Below are 17,002 nucleotides of genomic sequence, written 5' to 3'. Positions count from 1 at the left end.
GGAACAGTTGCGCGTCGGTGACCTATCGGCTCGCCATGCCTTATGGCAAGCGGTTACCAACCTTCTCGCAGGCCGGGGAGTGTTCAAACAAAGGATGAGGCTATGGTTCAAGTTCGCAAACTGGTGTTAGCAATAGCGGCCGCCTCGGCGCTGTCCTCCGGTATGGCGCAGGCGCTGCAGCTGGGGGAAATGACCCTCAAGTCGAAGTTGAACCAGCCCTTGTCGGTGGAAATCGAATTGCTCGATGTCGGTGGCCTCACGGCGTCCGAGATCACCCCGAGCCTGGCCTCATCCCAGGCGTTCGTGGACGCGGGCGTCGATCGCCAGGCGTTTCTCAATGACCTGACGTTTACTCCGGTCATCAATCCCAGTGGTCGCAGCGTGGTGCGCGTCACCTCCAGCAAGCCGTTGCCGGATTCCTACGTACATTTCCTGCTGCAGGTGCAATGGCCCAATGGCCGCTTGATGCGCGACTACAGCGTGTTACTCGACCCAAGCAAGTTCGACCAGTCTGCTTCGAATACCACAGCGCCTGCTCCGCGCTTGAGCGCGCCTGCCAATACTGCGCCCGCTGTGAGCAAGCCGGCGCAGCATACCACCACCCCTCACGACACCTTGTGGGACATTGCGCAGAAGTATCGCAACGGTGGCTCGGTGCAACAGACCATGCTGGCTATCCAGGCACTCAACCCCGGCGCCTTTGTCGGCAGCAATATCAACCGACTGAAAACCGGCCAGGTGCTGCGCCTGCCGGACACGGTAGAAAGCACTGCATTGCCGCAGCCTCAAGCAATCGCCGAAGTGACGGCGCAAAATGCCGCCTGGCGCCAAGGGCGGCGCGCGGCCACCAATCAGGCGGCCGGCCAGCAGCAATTGGACGCCACCAAGCGCAGTCAGGCCGGCAACGCACCGTCCACCACCAATGCCAAGGACAATTTGAGCCTGGTCTCGGCTGAAGCGGCCAGGAAGGGCGGCAAGGGCAAGGCCGGTGACAGCCAGGCCCTGAGCGACAAGCTGGCGATGACCCAGGAGCAACTGGATACCACTCGCCGTGATAACGAAGAACTCAAGAGTCGTGCGGCGGATCTGCAAAGTCAGTTGGATAAACTGCAAAAGCTGATTCAACTGAAAAACGATCAACTGGCGCGTTTGCAGGCAGAAAAAACTGACCCGGCCGTACCGGCGACGGCAGCGATGCCTGCACAGTTGGCAAACGATCCGGCAGCGGCCCCGGCAGCGCCCGCTGCCCAGGCCGCCGCGCCAACGCCGCCAGCGCCTGAGGCAGCTAAACCGGTCGCCGCACCTGATGCCACGGAAGGCAAGTTCAATGACCTGCTGACCAACCCGGTTGTCCTCGGTGTTATCGGTGGCGCGGCTGGCCTGGTGGTGTTGTTGCTCCTGCTGCTGTGGGCGCGCCATCGCAACGCCCGCCGAGAAGAGGAAAAGCACTTGCGCATGGCGCGGGCGCTGGCTGAAGAGCCGGAATTTACCTCGAATATCGAACAGGACCTGCCGTCGGACAGTTTCGAAGGCCTCGAAGTGCCGCCGCCTAACGTCAAGCTGGCAGCCGCCCCGGTACCTGCTCCAGTGGTTGCGCCCGGAGTGGCGGTTCCGACGGTTGCCTCTGTGCTCTCGCCGCTGGCCGCTGCCGTGGCCCCGCAAAACGCCAGCGATGCCCTGGTGCAAGCCCAGTCCCATATCGACCGTGGTCATCTGAACCAAGCGGCCGATGTTCTGGAGCAAGCGATCAAGCACGAGCCCAAGCGCAGCGACCTGCGTTTGAAGCTGATGGAAGTCTACGGCCTGCAAAGCGACAAGGACGGTTTCGTGACCCAGGAGCGTCAACTGGTGGCCAATGGTGAGAACCATGCCCAGGTCGAGCAGCTCAAGTCGCGCTTTCCCGCGATGGCCGTATTGGCGGCGGGCGTCAGTGCCGCGGTTGCGGCAGCGGCCCTTGACGCTCAGTACGTCAAGGACTTGCTGGAAGACAAGCCGGCTGCCCCTGCTACCGCGCCTGATGCACTCGACACCGATTTCGATCTGAGCCTGGATGACCTGGAAGCGGCATCCCCGGCCAACCTGGACGACGAGCAGACGTTTGCAGCGCTCCTGGAGCAGCAATCGGCGCCTAAGGCCGGCGAGGAAAACCTGTCGGACTTCGATCTGGACCTGCAGCTGAATGACCCGGCGTCCGAACAATCCGACGACGACTTCCTTTCCGGTCTTGAGGATCAGATGAAGGATGTGTCGGCAGTCGAGCCGCCGACCCTGACCCCTTCGGCCCTGGATGACTTCGATTTGCCGGAGGATTTCGACCTGTCCCTGGCGGACGAGCCAGAAACCGCCGCCAAGCCTGATGCGTTCGCTTCGGAGCTGGACGATGTCAATGCCGAGCTGGATCGCCTGTCCCAGAGCCTGGAAAATCCGCCCATCGAACCCTCCTTTACCGCTGAAGACGCGGCGCTGGGCGATGATGAGCCGGAGTTCGACTTCCTCTCCGGCACTAATGAAGTCGCTACCAAGCTCGACCTCGCCCAGGCCTATATCGACATGGGGGATGCCGACGGCGCGCGGGACATCCTCTCCGAAGTGCTCACCGAAGGTGATGAAGCGCAGCGCGGCGAGGCCAAGGAAATGCTCGGCAAGATCTGAAGGTTGATGCACGTCCAGTGTGGGAGCGGGCAATCCCTAACAAAAGCGCACGCCACGCCGCTGCCGCATTTATAATGGCCGCCTTCGCGCAACTCATCAGGCTCTCAGTTCTTGGCAAATATAGATAACCCGGCCGCCGAAATGGCGGCCGCTGGCTTTAACCGCATCGCCTTGGGCGTGGAATACAAAGGCTCGCGCTATCGCGGCTGGCAGCGCCAGGCGTCAGGTGTGCTGACAGTGCAGGAAACCCTGGAGAAGGCGCTGTCGAAAGTTGCTGATTCCCCTGTGTCGTTGATGTGCGCCGGGCGTACCGATGCCGGCGTGCACGCCTGTGGCCAGGTGGTGCACTTCGATACCCAGGCCGAACGAACGATGAAGGCATGGGTGATGGGCGCCAATATCAATTTGCCCCATGACGTCAGCGTCAGTTGGGCCAAGGTCATGCCTGCGCACTTTCATGCGCGCTTCAAGGCGATTGCCCGGCGTTATCGCTATGTGATCTACAACGACCAGATCCGTCCCGCGCACCTCAACGAAGAAATCACCTGGAATCATCGTCCGCTGGATGCCGAACGCATGGCCGAGGCTGCGCAGCATCTGGTTGGGGTGCATGATTTCAGTGCGTTCCGCGCCGGCCAGTGCCAGGCCAAGTCGCCGATCAAGGAGGTCCACCACCTGCGGGTGACCCGCCACGGCAAGATGATTGTGCTGGACATCCGCGCCGGCGCCTTCCTGCACCATATGGTGCGCAACATTGCTGGCGTATTGATGACCATCGGAACCGGCGAGCGCCCGGTGGAGTGGGCCAGGGAAGTGCTGGAAAGCCGCATCCGCCGCACGGGTGGCGTCACGGCGCATCCGTTTGGCCTGTACCTGGTGGATGTGGAGTACCGCGACGAGTTCGAGCTGCCGGAGCGCTTCATCGGACCACACTTCCTCACAGGTTTTAGCGAACTTGGCGGCTGACGCCCGGAAAAGCTTTTGTTACCATCCGGGACTTTCTCGGTCCAACCCCTGAGGTTTCTACGACATGTCTGCCGTTCGCAGCAAGATTTGCGGGATTACCCGCATAGAAGACGCGCTGGCGGCAGTCGAGGCGGGGGCGGATGCCATCGGTTTGGTGTTTTATGCCAGGAGCCCGCGGGCGGTGAATGTGTTGCAGGCGCGGGCGATCATTGCTGCGTTGCCGCCGTTCGTGACCACCGTGGGCTTGTTCGTCAACGCCAGCCGCTGCGAACTCAACGAAATCCTGGATGCCGTACAGTTGGATATGCTGCAGTTTCACGGCGACGAAACCCCGGATGAATGTGAAAGCTACCAACGCCCGTATATCAAGGCGCTGCGGGTCAAGGCGGGCGACGACATCGCGGGTGCCTGCGCGGCCTATTCCGGCGCGCGGGGCATTCTGCTGGACACGTATGTCGAAGGCGTACCTGGTGGGACCGGCGAAGCGTTCGATTGGTCGCTGATCCCCGAAGGATTGGGCAAGCCGATCATCCTCGCGGGTGGGCTCAATCCCGCGAATGTCGGGGCCGCGATCGAACAGGTTCGGCCGTATGCCGTGGATGTCAGTGGTGGGGTGGAGCAAGGCAAGGGCATCAAGGATCACGGCAAGATTCGCGCATTCATGCACGCGGTGCGCAACAGCAGTGGCGGGATGTGACGGCTGGCAGTCTGCCGCCGTCCATAACTACCACTGTGTAAAACAGCCCGGCGCCGCCTGAGGGAGGCCCGGAAATGAAGTGGCAACCTGCACTGGCAGGCTGTCTGGAAGGCTGAGGATGCAGGCTGGAAATGGCAGGTCGAACGTCTGACCCCGTCCAGCCTGCGTCATCGCCACATATGAATTTAGCTCAAGGGCATACGCGGGGCTGTGTTCAAGCCACCGGTACTGGAGAAAGAAAGCATGAGCAACTGGTTAGTAGACAAACTGATCCCTTCGATCATGCGTTCCGAGGTGAAGAAAAGCTCGGTTCCTGAAGGTCTGTGGCACAAGTGCCCATCCTGCGACGCGGTGCTGTACCGCCCCGAGCTGGAAAAGACCCTGGATGTTTGCCCCAAGTGCAACCACCACATGCGTATCGGCGCCCGCGCCCGCATCGACATCTTCCTCGACGCCGACGGCCGTAACGAGCTGGGCGCTGACCTGGAGCCGGTTGACCGTCTCAAGTTCCGCGACGGCAAGAAGTACAAGGACCGCCTGACCGCTGCACAAAAGCAGACCGGTGAGAAGGACGCGCTGATTTCCGTCAGCGGCAAGCTGCTGGGCATGCCGGTGGTGGTCTCGGCGTTCGAGTTCTCCTTCATGGGCGGTTCCATGGGTGCCATCGTCGGCGAGCGCTTCGTGCGCGCCGCCAACTATGCCCTGGAAAACCGTTGCCCGATGATCTGCTTCGCCGCCTCCGGTGGTGCGCGCATGCAGGAAGCGTTGATCTCCCTGATGCAAATGGCCAAGACCTCTGCGGTGCTGGCGCGTCTGCGCGAGGAAGGCATTCCGTTCATCTCCGTGCTGACCGACCCGGTCTACGGCGGCGTTTCCGCCAGCCTGGCGATGCTGGGTGACGTGATCGTCGGTGAGCCAAAAGCGCTGATCGGCTTTGCCGGCCCGCGTGTGATCGAGCAGACCGTGCGCGAAAAGCTGCCGGAAGGCTTCCAGCGCAGCGAGTTCCTGCTGGAACACGGTGCAATCGACCTGATCATCCCGCGCGGCGAGCTGCGCCCACGCCTGGGCAGCCTGCTGGCACAAATGATGGGCCTGCCGACACCTGTTTACGTCGCGCCTAAAGTCGAGCCAATCGTTGTGCCGCCGGTGCCTGCGAACCTATGACCCAACGTACCCTGGGCGAATGGCTCGCCTACCTTGAGCAGTTGCATCCGTCCGCCATCGACATGGGCCTGGAGCGCTCGCAACAGGTAGCGGCCCGCCTTGGGTTGGGCCGGCCGGCACCGCGCGTGATCACGGTGACCGGCACCAACGGCAAAGGCTCTACCTGCGCCTTTGTTGCCGCGCTGCTGCAAGCCCAAGGGCTGAAAGTAGGCGTGTACAGCTCGCCGCACTTGCTGCGTTACAACGAGCGGGTGCAACTCAATGGCGTCGAAGCCACTGATGAGCAACTCTGCGAAGCCTTCGCCGCACTCGATGCCGGGCGGGGCGAGATTTCCCTGACTTACTTCGAAATGGGCACCCTGGCGGCGTTCTGGCTGTTCGAGCGTGCGCAACTGGATGTGGTCGTATTGGAAGTGGGCCTGGGCGGACGCCTGGACACCGTCAACGTGGTGGATGCCGACTTGGCGCTGGTCACCAGTATTGGCGTGGACCATGCCGACTACCTGGGTGATACCCGCGAGTCCGTGGCCTATGAAAAGGCCGGGATCTTCCGCCAGGGCAAGCCTGCGCTGTGTGGTGACCTGGATCCGCCGCAGCCCTTGCTCGACAAGGTGCGTGAGCTGGATTGCGCGTTCTTCCTGCGTGGCCGCGAATTCAATCTTGAGATCGGTGATCAGCACTGGCAGTGGCGCGGGCGGGATGCGCGTGGGCAGGCTGTAGAGCTGCGCGATCTGCCTTTGCTGAACCTGCCGATGGAGAACGCCGCGCTCGCGCTGCAAGCCTATCTGTTACTGGACCTGCCTTGGCATGCGGAGCAGATTGCTGCGACTTTACTGGCGACCCGCGTTGTGGGGCGCCTGGACCGTCGCGCGTTCGACTGGCACGGCAAGCGCCTGAACCTGCTGCTGGATGTGGGGCATAACCCCCATGCGGCGCAATACCTGGCAAAACGCCTGGCGCGCACGCCACCGGTGGGGCGTCGCCTGGCTGTATTCGGTTTGCTCGCCGATAAGGACCTGGAGGGCGTGGTTGCACCGTTGCTGGACAGCGTCCAGGCTTGGGCGGTAGCGCCGCTGGATACGCCCCGTAGCCGTCCGGCCCATGAGCTTGAGATCGCGTTACAGAACCTTGGTGCGCCCGTGGCGTCGTATGCAAGCGTGACTGCTGCCCTGGAGGCTCAGTGCGCGGTGGCGACGGCCGAGGACGAAATTCTGTTGTTCGGATCATTTTATTGTGTTGCCGAGGCGCTTGAGTGGTTGGCCCGGCGCTCCACGGAGGAAGCTGCACATGGCATTACTGGATAGCGCATACAAGCAGCGAATGGTTGGAGCCCTGGTGCTGGTGGCATTGGCGGTGATTTTCCTGCCGATGCTGTTTTCCCGCCAGGACGAGCAGCGCCAAGTGGTTGTCGAGGCTCCGGCTGCGCCCCAGGCGCCCGCGGTGCCGCAAGTGCAGGTTCAACCGGTGGTGGTGCCTGAGCCGCAGGCGTTGCCGGAAGAAGAGCCTGTGCCGACCGATGATGAGGTGGCTGCGCAGCAGGCGCCGTCGATGCCGGTGCAGCCAAGCGTGCCGGTGGTCAAGCCGACACCTGCTCCGGCTGTCGCCGCCAAGCCTGCGCCTGCGCCCAAGCCTGTAGCGCCACAGCCTGCCGCTCCGGGCAGGCCGGACGTGGGGCAGAGCCGTATCGATCCGAATGGCTTGCCGATCAGTTGGTCGATTCAGGTGGCCAGCCTGGGCAATCGCGAAGGCGCCGACGCTTTGCAGAAGAAGTTGCGTGCCCAGGGTTATAACGCCTACATCCGTAGCGCCGACGGCAAGAACCGCGTGTTTATCGGGCCGCTGATCGAGCGTGCCGAGGCCGACCGGCTGCGGGACTTGCTGGACCGTCAGCAGAACCTGAAGGGCTTCGTGACCCGCTTTCAGCCTGAGCGCGGCTGAGTCCGCATCGATTTCAGCCTGGGATGCAACCAACTGTGGGGGGGGCTTGCTCCCGATAGCGGTGGATCAGTCAGCACTATGCAGTGATTGATAAGCCGCAATCGGGGGCAAGCCCCCTCCCACATTGGTTTTGTGGTGAGGTTGAAATGTGATTGGCTCGCCACAAACTATTGATTTGCAAAGCAGCCGCAATCACAGCTTACCGACAGCCCGACGCTCTGCTAAAATGCGCCGCCTTATCCGTCCGCAGGCTCAAACGTGCCATTTACCTGGGTTGACTGGGCGATCGTTGCAATCGTCGCCATCTCCGCTTTGATCAGTCTAAGCCGCGGCTTCGTAAAAGAAGCACTGTCGTTGCTGACCTGGATCATCGCAGGAGTCGTAGCCTGGATGTTCGGGGGTTCATTGTCGGTCTACCTGGCCGGATACATCGAAACACCTTCGGCTCGCGTCATCGCGGGCTGCGCCATCATGTTCATCGCCACGCTGCTGGTGGGGGCAATGGTCAATTATCTTATTGGCGAGTTGATACGTGTCACCGGTCTCTCCGGGACCGATCGATTTCTCGGCATGGCCTTTGGCGCTGCGCGTGGCGCGTTGCTGGTGGTCGTGGCGGTCGGGCTGTTGAGCCTGGGGCCGGTACAGCAGGATTCGTGGTGGCAGGAGTCGGTACTCGTGCCAAAATTTCTATTAGTTGCAGATTGGTCCAAGAACCTCATATTGGGGTGGAGCAGTCAGTGGCTGGCCAGCGGAATCAGCGTACCCGCTGATCTTCCGTTCAAGGAACACCTCTTGCCGGCCAAAACGCCGCAGTAAGTTGTGTTCAGTCAAGATTCATTAAGTAGGGGTTGCGTCGCATGTGTGGCATCGTCGGTATCGTCGGTAAGTCGAACGTCAATCAGGCGCTGTATGACGCGCTAACCGTCCTCCAGCACCGCGGCCAGGACGCTGCCGGTATTGTGACCAGCCACGACGGCCGGTTATTCCTGCGCAAGGACAACGGGCTGGTACGTGACGTGTTCCATCAGCGTCATATGCAGCGCCTCGTCGGGCACATGGGCATTGGCCATGTGCGTTACCCGACCGCCGGCAGCTCGACGTCGGCCGAAGCTCAGCCGTTCTACGTCAACTCGCCTTACGGCATTACCTTGGCGCACAACGGCAACCTGACCAACGTTGAACAACTGGCCAAGGAGATTTACGAATCTGACCTGCGCCACGTCAACACCAACTCCGACTCGGAAGTGCTGCTCAACGTGTTCGCCCACGAGCTGGCCCAGCGCGGCAAGCTGCAGCCGACCGAAGAAGACGTGTTCGCCGCCGTGATTGACGTGCACAACCGTTGCGTCGGCGGTTATGCCGTCGTTGCGATGATCACCGGCTACGGCATCGTCGGCTTCCGTGACCCGCACGGTATTCGCCCGATCGTGTTCGGCCAGCGTCACACCGACGAAGGCGTCGAGTACATGATCGCGTCCGAAAGCGTGTCCCTGGACGTGCTGGGCTTTACCCTGATCCGCGACCTCGCGCCGGGCGAAGCGGTGTACATCACCGAAGACGGCAAGTTGCACACCCGTCAGTGCGCCGTAGCGCCGAAACTCACCCCGTGCATCTTCGAACACGTCTACCTGGCGCGTCCGGATTCGATCATCGATGGCGTTTCGGTGTACAAGGCGCGCCTGCGCATGGGTGAGAAGCTGGCCGACAAGATCCTGCGCGAGCGTCCCGAGCACGATATCGACGTGGTGATCCCGATCCCGGACACCAGCCGTACCGCTGCGCTGGAGTTAGCCAACCACTTGGGCGTCAAGTTCCGCGAAGGCTTCGTGAAGAACCGTTACATCGGTCGTACCTTCATCATGCCTGGCCAGGCTGCGCGCAAGAAGTCGGTGCGCCAGAAACTCAACGCCATCGAACTGGAATTCCGCGGCAAGAACGTGATGCTGGTGGACGATTCCATCGTGCGCGGCACCACCTGCAAGCAAATTATCCAGATGGCCCGTGAAGCCGGTGCGAAGAACGTGTATTTCTGTTCCGCAGCGCCTGCCGTGCGTTACCCGAACGTGTACGGTATCGACATGCCGAGCGCCCACGAACTGATCGCCCACAACCGCACGACCCAGGACGTGGCCGACCTGATCGGCGCCGATTGGCTGATCTACCAGGACCTGCCGGACCTGATCGAAGCGGTCGGCGGTGGCAAGATCAAGATCGAGCAGTTCGACTGCGCCGTGTTCGACGGCAAGTACGTGACCGGTGACGTCGACGAGGCCTACCTGAACAAGATCGAGCAGGCGCGTAACGACTCGTCGAAGATCAAGACCCAGGCGGTCAGCGCGATCATCGATCTGTACAACAACTGAGTAGACACCGGCCCTGAGGGGCCGGTTTTGTATCTTAAATAAAGAATTGAGTAAGGAGTCGCAGCATGAGTCAGGAATGGGATGCCGGTCGGTTGGACAGCGACCTCGATGGCGTAGCTTTCGATACCCTGGCTGTGCGCGCCGGCCAGCACCGCACCCCGGAAGGTGAGCACGGTGACCCGATGTTCTTTACCTCCAGCTACGTGTTCCGCACGGCGGCCGACGCCGCCGCGCGCTTTGCTGGCGAAGTGCCGGGTAACGTTTATTCCCGCTACACCAACCCGACTGTGCGCGCGTTCGAAGAGCGCATCGCGGCGCTGGAAGGCGCAGAACAGGCGGTAGCAACGGCCACCGGCATGGCGGCGATCCTGGCGGTGGTAATGAGCCTGTGCAGTGCCGGTGACCACGTGCTGGTGTCGCGCAGCGTGTTTGGTTCGACCATCAGCCTGTTCGAGAAGTATTTCAAGCGTTTTGGTATTGAGGTGGATTACGTGCCCCTGGCGGATCTGTCCGGCTGGGATGCGGCAATCAAGTCCAACACCAAGCTGCTGTTCGTCGAGTCGCCGTCCAATCCGTTGGCCGAGTTGGTGGATATCGCCGCGTTGTCCGAAGTGGCACACGCCAAAGGCGCGATGCTGGTGGTCGACAACTGTTTTTGCACGCCTGCCTTGCAGCAGCCGCTGAAGCTGGGCGCGGACATCGTGGTGCACTCGGCTACCAAGTTTATCGACGGCCAGGGCCGTTGCATGGGCGGCGTTGTTGCTGGTCGCGGAGCGCAGATGAAGGAAGTGGTGGGCTTTTTGCGCACTGCCGGCCCAACCTTGAGCCCGTTCAACGCCTGGATCTTCCTCAAGGGCCTGGAAACCCTCAGCCTGCGTATGAAAGCCCATTGCGCCAACGCTCAGGCCCTGGCCGAGTGGCTGGAGCAGCAGGACGGTATCGAGAAAGTGCATTACGCCGGCCTTAAGAGCCATCCGCAACACGCATTGGCCCAGCGCCAGCAGCGTGGCTTCGGCGCGGTGGTGAGTTTCGAAGTGAAGGGCGGCAAAGAGGGCGCGTGGCGCTTTATCGATGCGACGCGTCTGATCTCCATCACGGCCAACCTGGGTGACAGCAAGACCACCATTACCCATCCGAGCACTACGTCCCACGGACGCCTGGCGCCGCAAGAGCGTGAGGCGGCCGGTATCCGGGACAGCCTGATCCGCATCGCGGTCGGCCTGGAAGATGTCGCTGACCTGCAAGCTGACCTGGCTCGCGGGCTGGCTGCCTTGTGATCGAGTGGTCCCTGGAGGCTGCAGCGGCCGGTAATGGGCGCGTCGCCCTGGTGACGGGAGCGGCGCGGGGCATTGGCCTCGGAATTGCCGCGTGGCTGATCTGCGAAGGCTGGCAGGTGGTCTTGACTGACCTGGACCGCGAGCGCGGTTCCAAAGTGTCCAAGGTGCTGGGCGACAACGCCTGGTTTATCACCATGGATGTGGCTGATGAGAAACAGGTGGCCCAGGGGGTTGCCGAAGTCCTGGGGCAATTCGGTCGCCTGGACGCATTGGTCTGTAACGCTGCGGTGGCCGACCCGCACAATATCACCCTGGAAAGCCTTGATCTGGCTTACTGGAACCGCGTGCTGGCCGTTAACCTCAGTGGGGCGATGTTGCTGGCCAAGCACTGTGCGCCTTACCTGCGCGCCCACGGCGGGGCCATCGTCAACCTGGCGTCGACCCGGGCTCGCCAGTCGGAGCCGGATAGCGAGGCCTATGCCGCGAGCAAGGGCGGTCTGTTGGCGCTGACGCATGCCTTGGCGATGAGTCTCGGGCCGGAGGTGCGGGTGAATGCGGTCAGTCCTGGCTGGATCGATGCCCGCGATCCTGCGGCGCGGCGTGCCGAGCCTTTGACCGATGCCGATCATGCCCAGCACCCGGCGGGCAGGGTGGGGACGGCGGAGGACGTGGCGGCGATGGTGGCGTGGTTGCTGTCGCGCCAGGCCGGGTTTGTCACCGGGCAAGAGTTTGTGGTGGACGGTGGCATGAGCAAGAAGATGGTCTATGAGCAGTGAAGAGCAGCTTCAAGCGATGAGCTGCAAGTTAAAGCGGATTTTGGTGGCTTTCGACTTGTAGCTTGCAGCTTGCAATTCGAAGCTGTTTTTGAAAAAAACTCAATCCTGCTATTGACTTAGGTCCGCTACCTGCGTAAATTTCGCGGCCTCAACGAAGCAAAGGGTGATTAGCTCAGCTGGGAGAGCATCTGCCTTACAAGCAGAGGGTCGGCGGTTCGATCCCGTCATCACCCACCACTTCTTGAGAGTTTTACCTTCGGGTAAGACGCAACGTTAAAGGTTGCACCGACGCGCAGCGGTAGTTCAGTCGGTTAGAATACCGGCCTGTCACGCCGGGGGTCGCGGGTTCGAGTCCCGTCCGCTGCGCCATATTTTCCAGGTTCGATTTATCGGGCTTGAGATTGAACAGCCAAGGCTGCTTGATCAGATGTTTAAAGACGGTTGAGGTGGTTTACTCACCCGGTCAAGCGATACGCAGCGGTAGTTCAGTCGGTTAGAATACCGGCCTGTCACGCCGGGGGTCGCGGGTTCGAGTCCCGTCCGCTGCGCCATATCTGCATCAAGGCCCACTGAACGCCTTGAAGCACAAAGAAAGCCATTGGCTACTTTGATCCGATAGCAAAGACCCTGGTCGAAAGACCGGGGTTTTTTGTGTCTGCGATTTGGCAATTTCTGCGGGAGCCGGCGAACCGGCTCCCATTGATTTGTCAGAAGCCAAGCTTATCTCGCAGCCCGTAATACCAAGCCCCCAGTGCCGCAAACGGCGTGCGCAACAGTTGCCCGCCCGGGAATGGGTAGTGCGGCAGGTCGGCAAACGCATCAAAACGCTCTGCCTGGCCCCTCAGCGCTTCCGCCAGCACCTTGCCCGCCAGGTGGGTGTACGTCACGCCATGGCCGCTGCAGCCCTGTGAGTAGTAGATGTTGTCGCCCAGGCGACCGACCTGCGGCAAGCGCGACAGAGTCAGCAGGAAATTGCCGGTCCAGGCGTAGTCGATCTTCACATCCTTGAGTTGCGGGAAGGCCTTGAGCATTTTCGGGCGGATGATTGCTTCGATGTTCGCCGGGTCGCGCGCGCCATACACCACGCCGCCGCCGAAGATCAGGCGCTTGTCGCTGGTGAGGCGATAGTAGTCGAGCAGGTAGTTGCAGTCCTCTACGCAGTAATCCTGCGGCAGGAGGGTCTTGGCCAGTTCGTCCCCGAGTGGCGCCGTCGTGATCACCTGAGTGCCACAGGGCATCGACTTGGCCGCCAACTCCGGTACCAGGTTACCCAGGTATGCATTGCCCGCGACGATGATGAACTTGGCCCTGACCTTGCCTTCGGCGGTGTGGACCACCGGGTTGGCGCCACGCTCGATGCGTACTGCCGCCGATTGTTCGTAGATCGTACCGCCCAGGGACTCCACGGCTGCGGCTTCACCCAGCGCCAGGTTGAGTGGATGGATGTGGCCGCCACTCATGTCCAGCAGTCCGCCGACATAGTTGTCACAGGCCACTACCTCGCGAATACGACGCTCGTCCAGCAGCTCCAGCTGTGTATGGCCGTAGCGCTCCCACAAGCGTTTCTGCGACTCCAGGTGGCCCATGTGCTTGCTGTTGAGTGCTGCGAATACGCCACCGTCCTTCAGATCGCACTGGATCTGGTATTTGTCGACCCGCTCGCGAATGATCCTGCCGCCCTCGAACGCCATCTGCCCCAGCAACTGTGCCTGCTGGGGGCCGACGCTGCGCTCGATCACGTCAATGTCGCGGCTGTAGCTGTTGACGATCTGCCCGCCATTGCGGCCCGATGCGCCAAAGCCCACCTTGGCGGCTTCCAGTACCGTCACGCGAAAACCGTTCTCCAGCAGAAACAGCGCGCTGGACAGGCCGGTATATCCGGCACCAATCACGCACACATCGGTTTCAACGTCGCCTTGCAACATTGGGCGCGGCGGAACGGCATTTGCGGAAGCGGCGTAATACGACTGGGGGTAGGGGGTGTTCGCCATCCTGGAACCTCTGTTTTATATTTTTTACGAGTGCCCCGATCCTACCTGAGTTGAAAATTGCCTGCCAGCCACCCAAAAAAGTGCGGTGCACCGACTGCAAATAAATAATTCGCATATTCATAGGGTTAGCTGCAAAAAAGATGTTGACACCCCTTCGGAATTCCGTAGAATGCCGCCTCACAGCAGGCACGTAGCTCAGTTGGTTAGAGCACCACCTTGACATGGTGGGGGTCGTTGGTTCGAGTCCAATCGCGCCTACCAATCAAAATCCGCTCTGCTGGGCGGTCTAGAAGGGCTCACCGAAAGGTGGGCCCTTTTTTGTTCGTGCGATTTATTACTACCCGAAAACCTTCCCACCCCCGCCTAAAGTAATCGACACCCAGGCCGATAGAGATCGCAAATCTCTTACTCTCGGACACTTGGCATGCTTATCAACATCAGCACTACCGCCTCCGTAGCAAGCACCCCAAGCACTGTCAGCTCGACGTCTGCCGCGACCAAGAAAAGTACAAGCAGCGCAGGCGGCATGACCGTCAACATGCACGCTGATTCCAATGGTGCGGCAGGTGTAAGTGGCGGTGGCGGTGGCGGTGGCCAAGCCTCCTCGATCTCGAAGGAGTCCGATACCGTCAAAGAATTGAAGAAGCAGATCGAGCAGTTGCAAAAGCAGCTTCAAGCGCAGCAGCAAGCCTTGCAGAAAGCTCAGTCCAGCAACCAGAATGCAGAAGCCAAAGCGGCGGCAGTAGCGGCGGCGCAGATGCAGATCGCCGGCACTGCGGCGGCGTTGCAGACAGTGACTTCCGCGCTGTTGCAGGCGGTCACCGATGAGGGCAACAGCACGTCGGGTTCGATGGTCAGTACCACCGCCTGATACTGGCAACAGTGTGTTGAGTCGCAGCCTTCACTGTCGATTCAACACACTTTCTCCCGCTCCCACCCTCAAGCGATATACATCTACCAGCGCCCACGCTCCCAGCAGCGCCACGCCGACGAACGCCACGCGAAAATCCCCGACCTGTGCCTGCATCTCATGCCCCTGCAGGGTCATGGATGCCCGTAGCAGCAGCGCCGCCACCGTTACGCCCATCCCCATGGCCAGCTGGAATGACATGCTGAACAGCGCCGACGCCTCACTCATGCGTGGCTTGGGCACATCCGCGAAGCCGATCGAGTTGTAGCAGGTGAACTGCATCGAGCGCGACAGCCCTCCCGCAAACAACACTGCCACGATCAGCGCAAATGGTGTCTGCGCCGTGAAAAGCGCGCAAGCGGCTATCGAGATCACGCCGATCACCCCATTTACCAGCAAGACTTGGCGAAACCCATAGCGGCGCATGATGGCCGTGGTAAACGGCTTCATCGCCAAGTTGCCAGCGAATACCGCCAGCACCAGCAAGCCTGCATCCACCGGGGATAAACCCAAGGCGACTTGAAACAGCAGCGGCAGCAGGAACGGCAGGGCGCTGATGGCCAGGCGAAACAGCGAGCCGCCATAGATGCTCACGCGAAATGTATGGATGGACAGGGTCTCCAGCGGCAATAACGGATCCCTGGAATGGCAGCAATGGTGCACGGCCCACACCGCCAGCGCGATGCCTGCCGCGACCAGCATGGCGCCTGGGATAAGGCGTTCACCGGTTTGGTTGCCCAGCCATTCCAGCCCGCCCAGCAGCGCCACACAGGCGCCTGCCAGCAATACAAAACCCTTGGCATCGAACGTGCGCACGCTGTCTTCACGGCCTTCCGGAACCAACCACAGTGCGGCGGCCAATGCCAACGCACCCAACGGCAGATTCACGTAGAAGATCCATGGCCACGATGCATGCGTCACGATCAACCCGCCGGCCAACGGTCCTAAAATCGGTGCGACCAGGCCCGGCCAGGTAATGATCGCGATCATTTTCACCAGGTCTTTCTTATCCGTATTGCGTAACACCGCCAAGCGTCCCACGGGCACCATCAATGCGCCGCCGATGCCTTGCAGGATTCGGGCGAACACGAACATCTCAATACTTTGGCTCAGCCCGCAGAGCAGTGAGGCGAGGGTGAAGACGATGATTGCGCCAGCGAATACCCGGCGCGCACCAAAGCGGTCGGCGACCCAACTGGACAGCGGTATGAAGATCGCCACGGCGAGGATATAGGCGGTGATGCCGATGTTCATGTCGACCGGTGTCACCCCGAAGGCGGTCGCCATGGTCGGCAGTGCGGTGGCGATTACCGTGGCGTCAAGGTTCTCCATGAAGAAAGTTACGGCGACCACCAGGGCGATCAGGTGGGTTCGCGTGCTGAGGGCGGTGGCTGGAGTGGATGATGTCACCGGTGCTGTCCCTTGTTCGATGATGGTCGCTCGGGTTAACGATACCGGCTCAGGCTTGGATGCACACGTGACGATAGTCGCGGTTTCCAGAGTCGGTCAAAAGGTGTCTAAGTGCCATCATCTAGGTACAATCGTTTTCGATCGATTTCCGGTCAAGCCAATGATGGCGAGAGGGAGTGGTAGGTATGAGCGTTCGTTTAGCTGTGGGAATTGCGGCATTGATGGTGTTGGCGGGATGCGCCACCAGTCGGTCCGAGATCGATGTCAATGTTGCGCCGTTGAGTAACGTGCAAGCCACTGCCAGCAATGGCAAGAAAGTGCTGATCAGTACAGTGGACGAACGCATCTTTCAAATCGACCCTCGTAGTCCGGACATTCCTTCGCTGAAGAATAACGAAGTCACGGACAAAACCATCACCGAACGCGCCATTGCCCGTAAGCGTAACGGTTATGGCATGGCGCTGGGCGATGTGTTGCTCCCGTCGGGCCGCACACTTTCCCAATTGGTCAATGAGTCGGTAGCCTCGGCATATAAGCAGGCGGGTTATGAGGTCGTAAGCGAGCCAAGTGCTGCTGATGCGGCGATGGTGAAGGTTCATATCGTCGAGTTCTGGTCTTGGTTCACTCCCGGATTTTTCTCCGTTGACGTCACTAGCAAGTCCCTTCTGCGCATCGAAACTCCGGGCGCAAAGGCGATGAATGTAGTCACGCGTCAAAGCGAAAGCATGCAGGCGGTGACGGAAAGCGATTGGAAGAAAATTACCGAGGCAGGTCTGCAGGAAGTGTCGCGGGAGACATTCAAGCAGCTTTGACGCCAACCGATCTGGCGTGAGTGAATCTCTGGGGTCAACCAATGGG

The 17,002-nt window shown here is 60.9% G+C and carries 14 protein-coding genes and 4 tRNA genes; 16 read left to right on the top strand and 2 right to left on the bottom strand.

Annotated elements, in window-relative coordinates; all coding sequences use genetic code 11:
* Positions 1–102 precede the first annotated feature (102 nt).
* The 13 genes from AB1462_RS14815 to AB1462_RS14755 all read left to right on the top strand — a co-directional run bounded on the left by AB1462_RS14815 (position 103) and on the right by AB1462_RS14755 (position 12,384).
* Entirely contained in the window at positions 103–2,652 is a 2,550-nt protein-coding gene (locus tag AB1462_RS14815; RefSeq protein ID WP_367247104.1) for a FimV/HubP family polar landmark protein, read from the top strand.
* 141 nt (positions 2,653–2,793) lie between these two features.
* A complete protein-coding gene (truA, locus tag AB1462_RS14810; RefSeq protein WP_090406659.1) occupies positions 2,794–3,618 on the top strand; it encodes a tRNA pseudouridine(38-40) synthase TruA in 825 nt (274 codons plus the stop codon).
* A 64-nt stretch (positions 3,619–3,682) separates the two neighbouring features.
* Positions 3,683–4,315, top strand: coding sequence for a phosphoribosylanthranilate isomerase (locus AB1462_RS14805; protein ID WP_090406656.1), 633 nt, complete (start codon positions 3,683–3,685; stop codon positions 4,313–4,315).
* A gap of 243 nt (positions 4,316–4,558) precedes the next feature.
* The gene (gene accD, locus AB1462_RS14800; protein ID WP_027604076.1) at positions 4,559–5,479 is read left to right on the top strand and encodes an acetyl-CoA carboxylase, carboxyltransferase subunit beta; all 921 of its coding nucleotides are present in this window, start codon (positions 4,559–4,561) and stop codon (positions 5,477–5,479) included.
* The gene (gene folC / locus AB1462_RS14795) at positions 5,476–6,783 is read left to right on the top strand and encodes a bifunctional tetrahydrofolate synthase/dihydrofolate synthase (RefSeq protein WP_090406653.1); all 1,308 of its coding nucleotides are present in this window, start codon (positions 5,476–5,478) and stop codon (positions 6,781–6,783) included. Before accD ends, folC begins: the two co-directional genes overlap by 4 nt.
* Positions 6,767–7,417, top strand: a complete 651-nt coding sequence (locus tag AB1462_RS14790; RefSeq protein WP_367247103.1) for an SPOR domain-containing protein — start codon at positions 6,767–6,769, stop codon at positions 7,415–7,417. Before folC ends, AB1462_RS14790 begins: the two co-directional genes overlap by 17 nt.
* Before the next feature lie 258 nt (positions 7,418–7,675).
* A complete protein-coding gene (locus tag AB1462_RS14785) occupies positions 7,676–8,233 on the top strand; it encodes a CvpA family protein (RefSeq protein WP_003192538.1) in 558 nt (185 codons plus the stop codon).
* Between the two features lie 41 nt (positions 8,234–8,274).
* The gene (gene purF, locus AB1462_RS14780) at positions 8,275–9,780 is read left to right on the top strand and encodes an amidophosphoribosyltransferase (protein WP_090406646.1); all 1,506 of its coding nucleotides are present in this window, start codon (positions 8,275–8,277) and stop codon (positions 9,778–9,780) included.
* A gap of 65 nt (positions 9,781–9,845) precedes the next feature.
* Positions 9,846–11,057 (top strand): O-succinylhomoserine sulfhydrylase, encoded by a 1,212-nt coding sequence (locus AB1462_RS14775; RefSeq protein WP_367247102.1) that lies wholly within the window; start codon positions 9,846–9,848, stop codon positions 11,055–11,057.
* A gap of 11 nt (positions 11,058–11,068) precedes the next feature.
* Complete coding sequence (locus AB1462_RS14770; RefSeq protein WP_367247118.1) at positions 11,069–11,833, top strand: SDR family oxidoreductase; 765 nt, start codon at positions 11,069–11,071, stop codon at positions 11,831–11,833.
* A gap of 161 nt (positions 11,834–11,994) precedes the next feature.
* Positions 11,995–12,070: transfer RNA gene (locus AB1462_RS14765), tRNA-Val, on the top strand.
* A 55-nt stretch (positions 12,071–12,125) separates the two neighbouring features.
* Positions 12,126–12,202 (top strand) — tRNA-Asp (locus AB1462_RS14760).
* A gap of 105 nt (positions 12,203–12,307) precedes the next feature.
* A tRNA-Asp gene (locus AB1462_RS14755) sits at positions 12,308–12,384 on the top strand.
* Positions 12,385–12,540: 156 nt separating this feature from the next.
* On the opposite strand, the gene AB1462_RS14750 is transcribed toward AB1462_RS14755, so the two are convergent.
* Positions 12,541–13,824 carry an NAD(P)/FAD-dependent oxidoreductase gene (locus tag AB1462_RS14750; protein WP_367247101.1) on the bottom strand — a complete coding sequence of 428 codons (1,284 nt, stop codon included), beginning with the start codon at positions 13,822–13,824 and terminating at the stop codon, positions 12,541–12,543.
* Between the two features lie 184 nt (positions 13,825–14,008).
* Here AB1462_RS14750 and AB1462_RS14745 point away from each other — a divergent pair.
* Together AB1462_RS14745 and AB1462_RS14740 are read left to right on the top strand one after the other, a co-directional pair.
* A tRNA-Val gene (locus tag AB1462_RS14745) sits at positions 14,009–14,085 on the top strand.
* Between the two features lie 163 nt (positions 14,086–14,248).
* Positions 14,249–14,695 carry a hypothetical protein gene (locus AB1462_RS14740; RefSeq protein ID WP_367247099.1) on the top strand — a complete coding sequence of 149 codons (447 nt, stop codon included), beginning with the start codon at positions 14,249–14,251 and terminating at the stop codon, positions 14,693–14,695.
* Between the two features lie 30 nt (positions 14,696–14,725).
* On the opposite strand, the gene AB1462_RS14735 is transcribed toward AB1462_RS14740, so the two are convergent.
* Positions 14,726–16,144 carry an MFS transporter gene (locus AB1462_RS14735; protein WP_367247098.1) on the bottom strand — a complete coding sequence of 473 codons (1,419 nt, stop codon included), beginning with the start codon at positions 16,142–16,144 and terminating at the stop codon, positions 14,726–14,728.
* Between the two features lie 185 nt (positions 16,145–16,329).
* Here AB1462_RS14735 and AB1462_RS14730 point away from each other — a divergent pair, with 185 nt between their 5' ends.
* Positions 16,330–16,956: a flagellar biosynthesis protein gene (locus AB1462_RS14730; protein WP_186731516.1), complete on the top strand. Its 627-nt coding sequence runs from the start codon at positions 16,330–16,332 to the stop codon at positions 16,954–16,956.
* Positions 16,957–17,002: the final 46 nt, after the last annotated feature.

This window comes from Pseudomonas sp. SB113 (assembly GCF_040754745.1).
Lineage (GTDB): Bacteria > Pseudomonadota > Gammaproteobacteria > Pseudomonadales > Pseudomonadaceae > Aquipseudomonas > Aquipseudomonas grimontii.
Note: the sequence above shows the minus strand (reverse complement) of the source record. Positions and strands in the feature narration are given on the sequence as shown.

Bases quoted from the DNA above. Each gene is read 5' to 3' on its own strand.
- AB1462_RS14815 (WP_367247104.1), top strand. From the start codon at position 103: ATGGTTCAAGTTCGCAAACTGGTGTTAGCAATAGCGGCCGCCTCGGCG.
- truA (WP_090406659.1), top strand. From the start codon at position 2,794: ATGGCGGCCGCTGGCTTTAACCGCATCGCCTTGGGCGTGGAATACAAA.
- AB1462_RS14805 (WP_090406656.1), top strand. From the start codon at position 3,683: ATGTCTGCCGTTCGCAGCAAGATTTGCGGGATTACCCGCATAGAAGAC.
- accD (WP_027604076.1), top strand. From the start codon at position 4,559: ATGAGCAACTGGTTAGTAGACAAACTGATCCCTTCGATCATGCGTTCC.
- folC (WP_090406653.1), top strand. From the start codon at position 5,476: ATGACCCAACGTACCCTGGGCGAATGGCTCGCCTACCTTGAGCAGTTG.
- AB1462_RS14790 (WP_367247103.1), top strand. From the start codon at position 6,767: ATGGCATTACTGGATAGCGCATACAAGCAGCGAATGGTTGGAGCCCTG.
- purF (WP_090406646.1), top strand. From the start codon at position 8,275: ATGTGTGGCATCGTCGGTATCGTCGGTAAGTCGAACGTCAATCAGGCG.
- AB1462_RS14775 (WP_367247102.1), top strand. From the start codon at position 9,846: ATGAGTCAGGAATGGGATGCCGGTCGGTTGGACAGCGACCTCGATGGC.
- AB1462_RS14750 (WP_367247101.1), bottom strand. From the start codon at position 13,824: ATGGCGAACACCCCCTACCCCCAGTCGTATTACGCCGCTTCCGCAAAT.
- AB1462_RS14740 (WP_367247099.1), top strand. From the start codon at position 14,249: ATGCTTATCAACATCAGCACTACCGCCTCCGTAGCAAGCACCCCAAGC.
- AB1462_RS14730 (WP_186731516.1), top strand. From the start codon at position 16,330: ATGAGCGTTCGTTTAGCTGTGGGAATTGCGGCATTGATGGTGTTGGCG.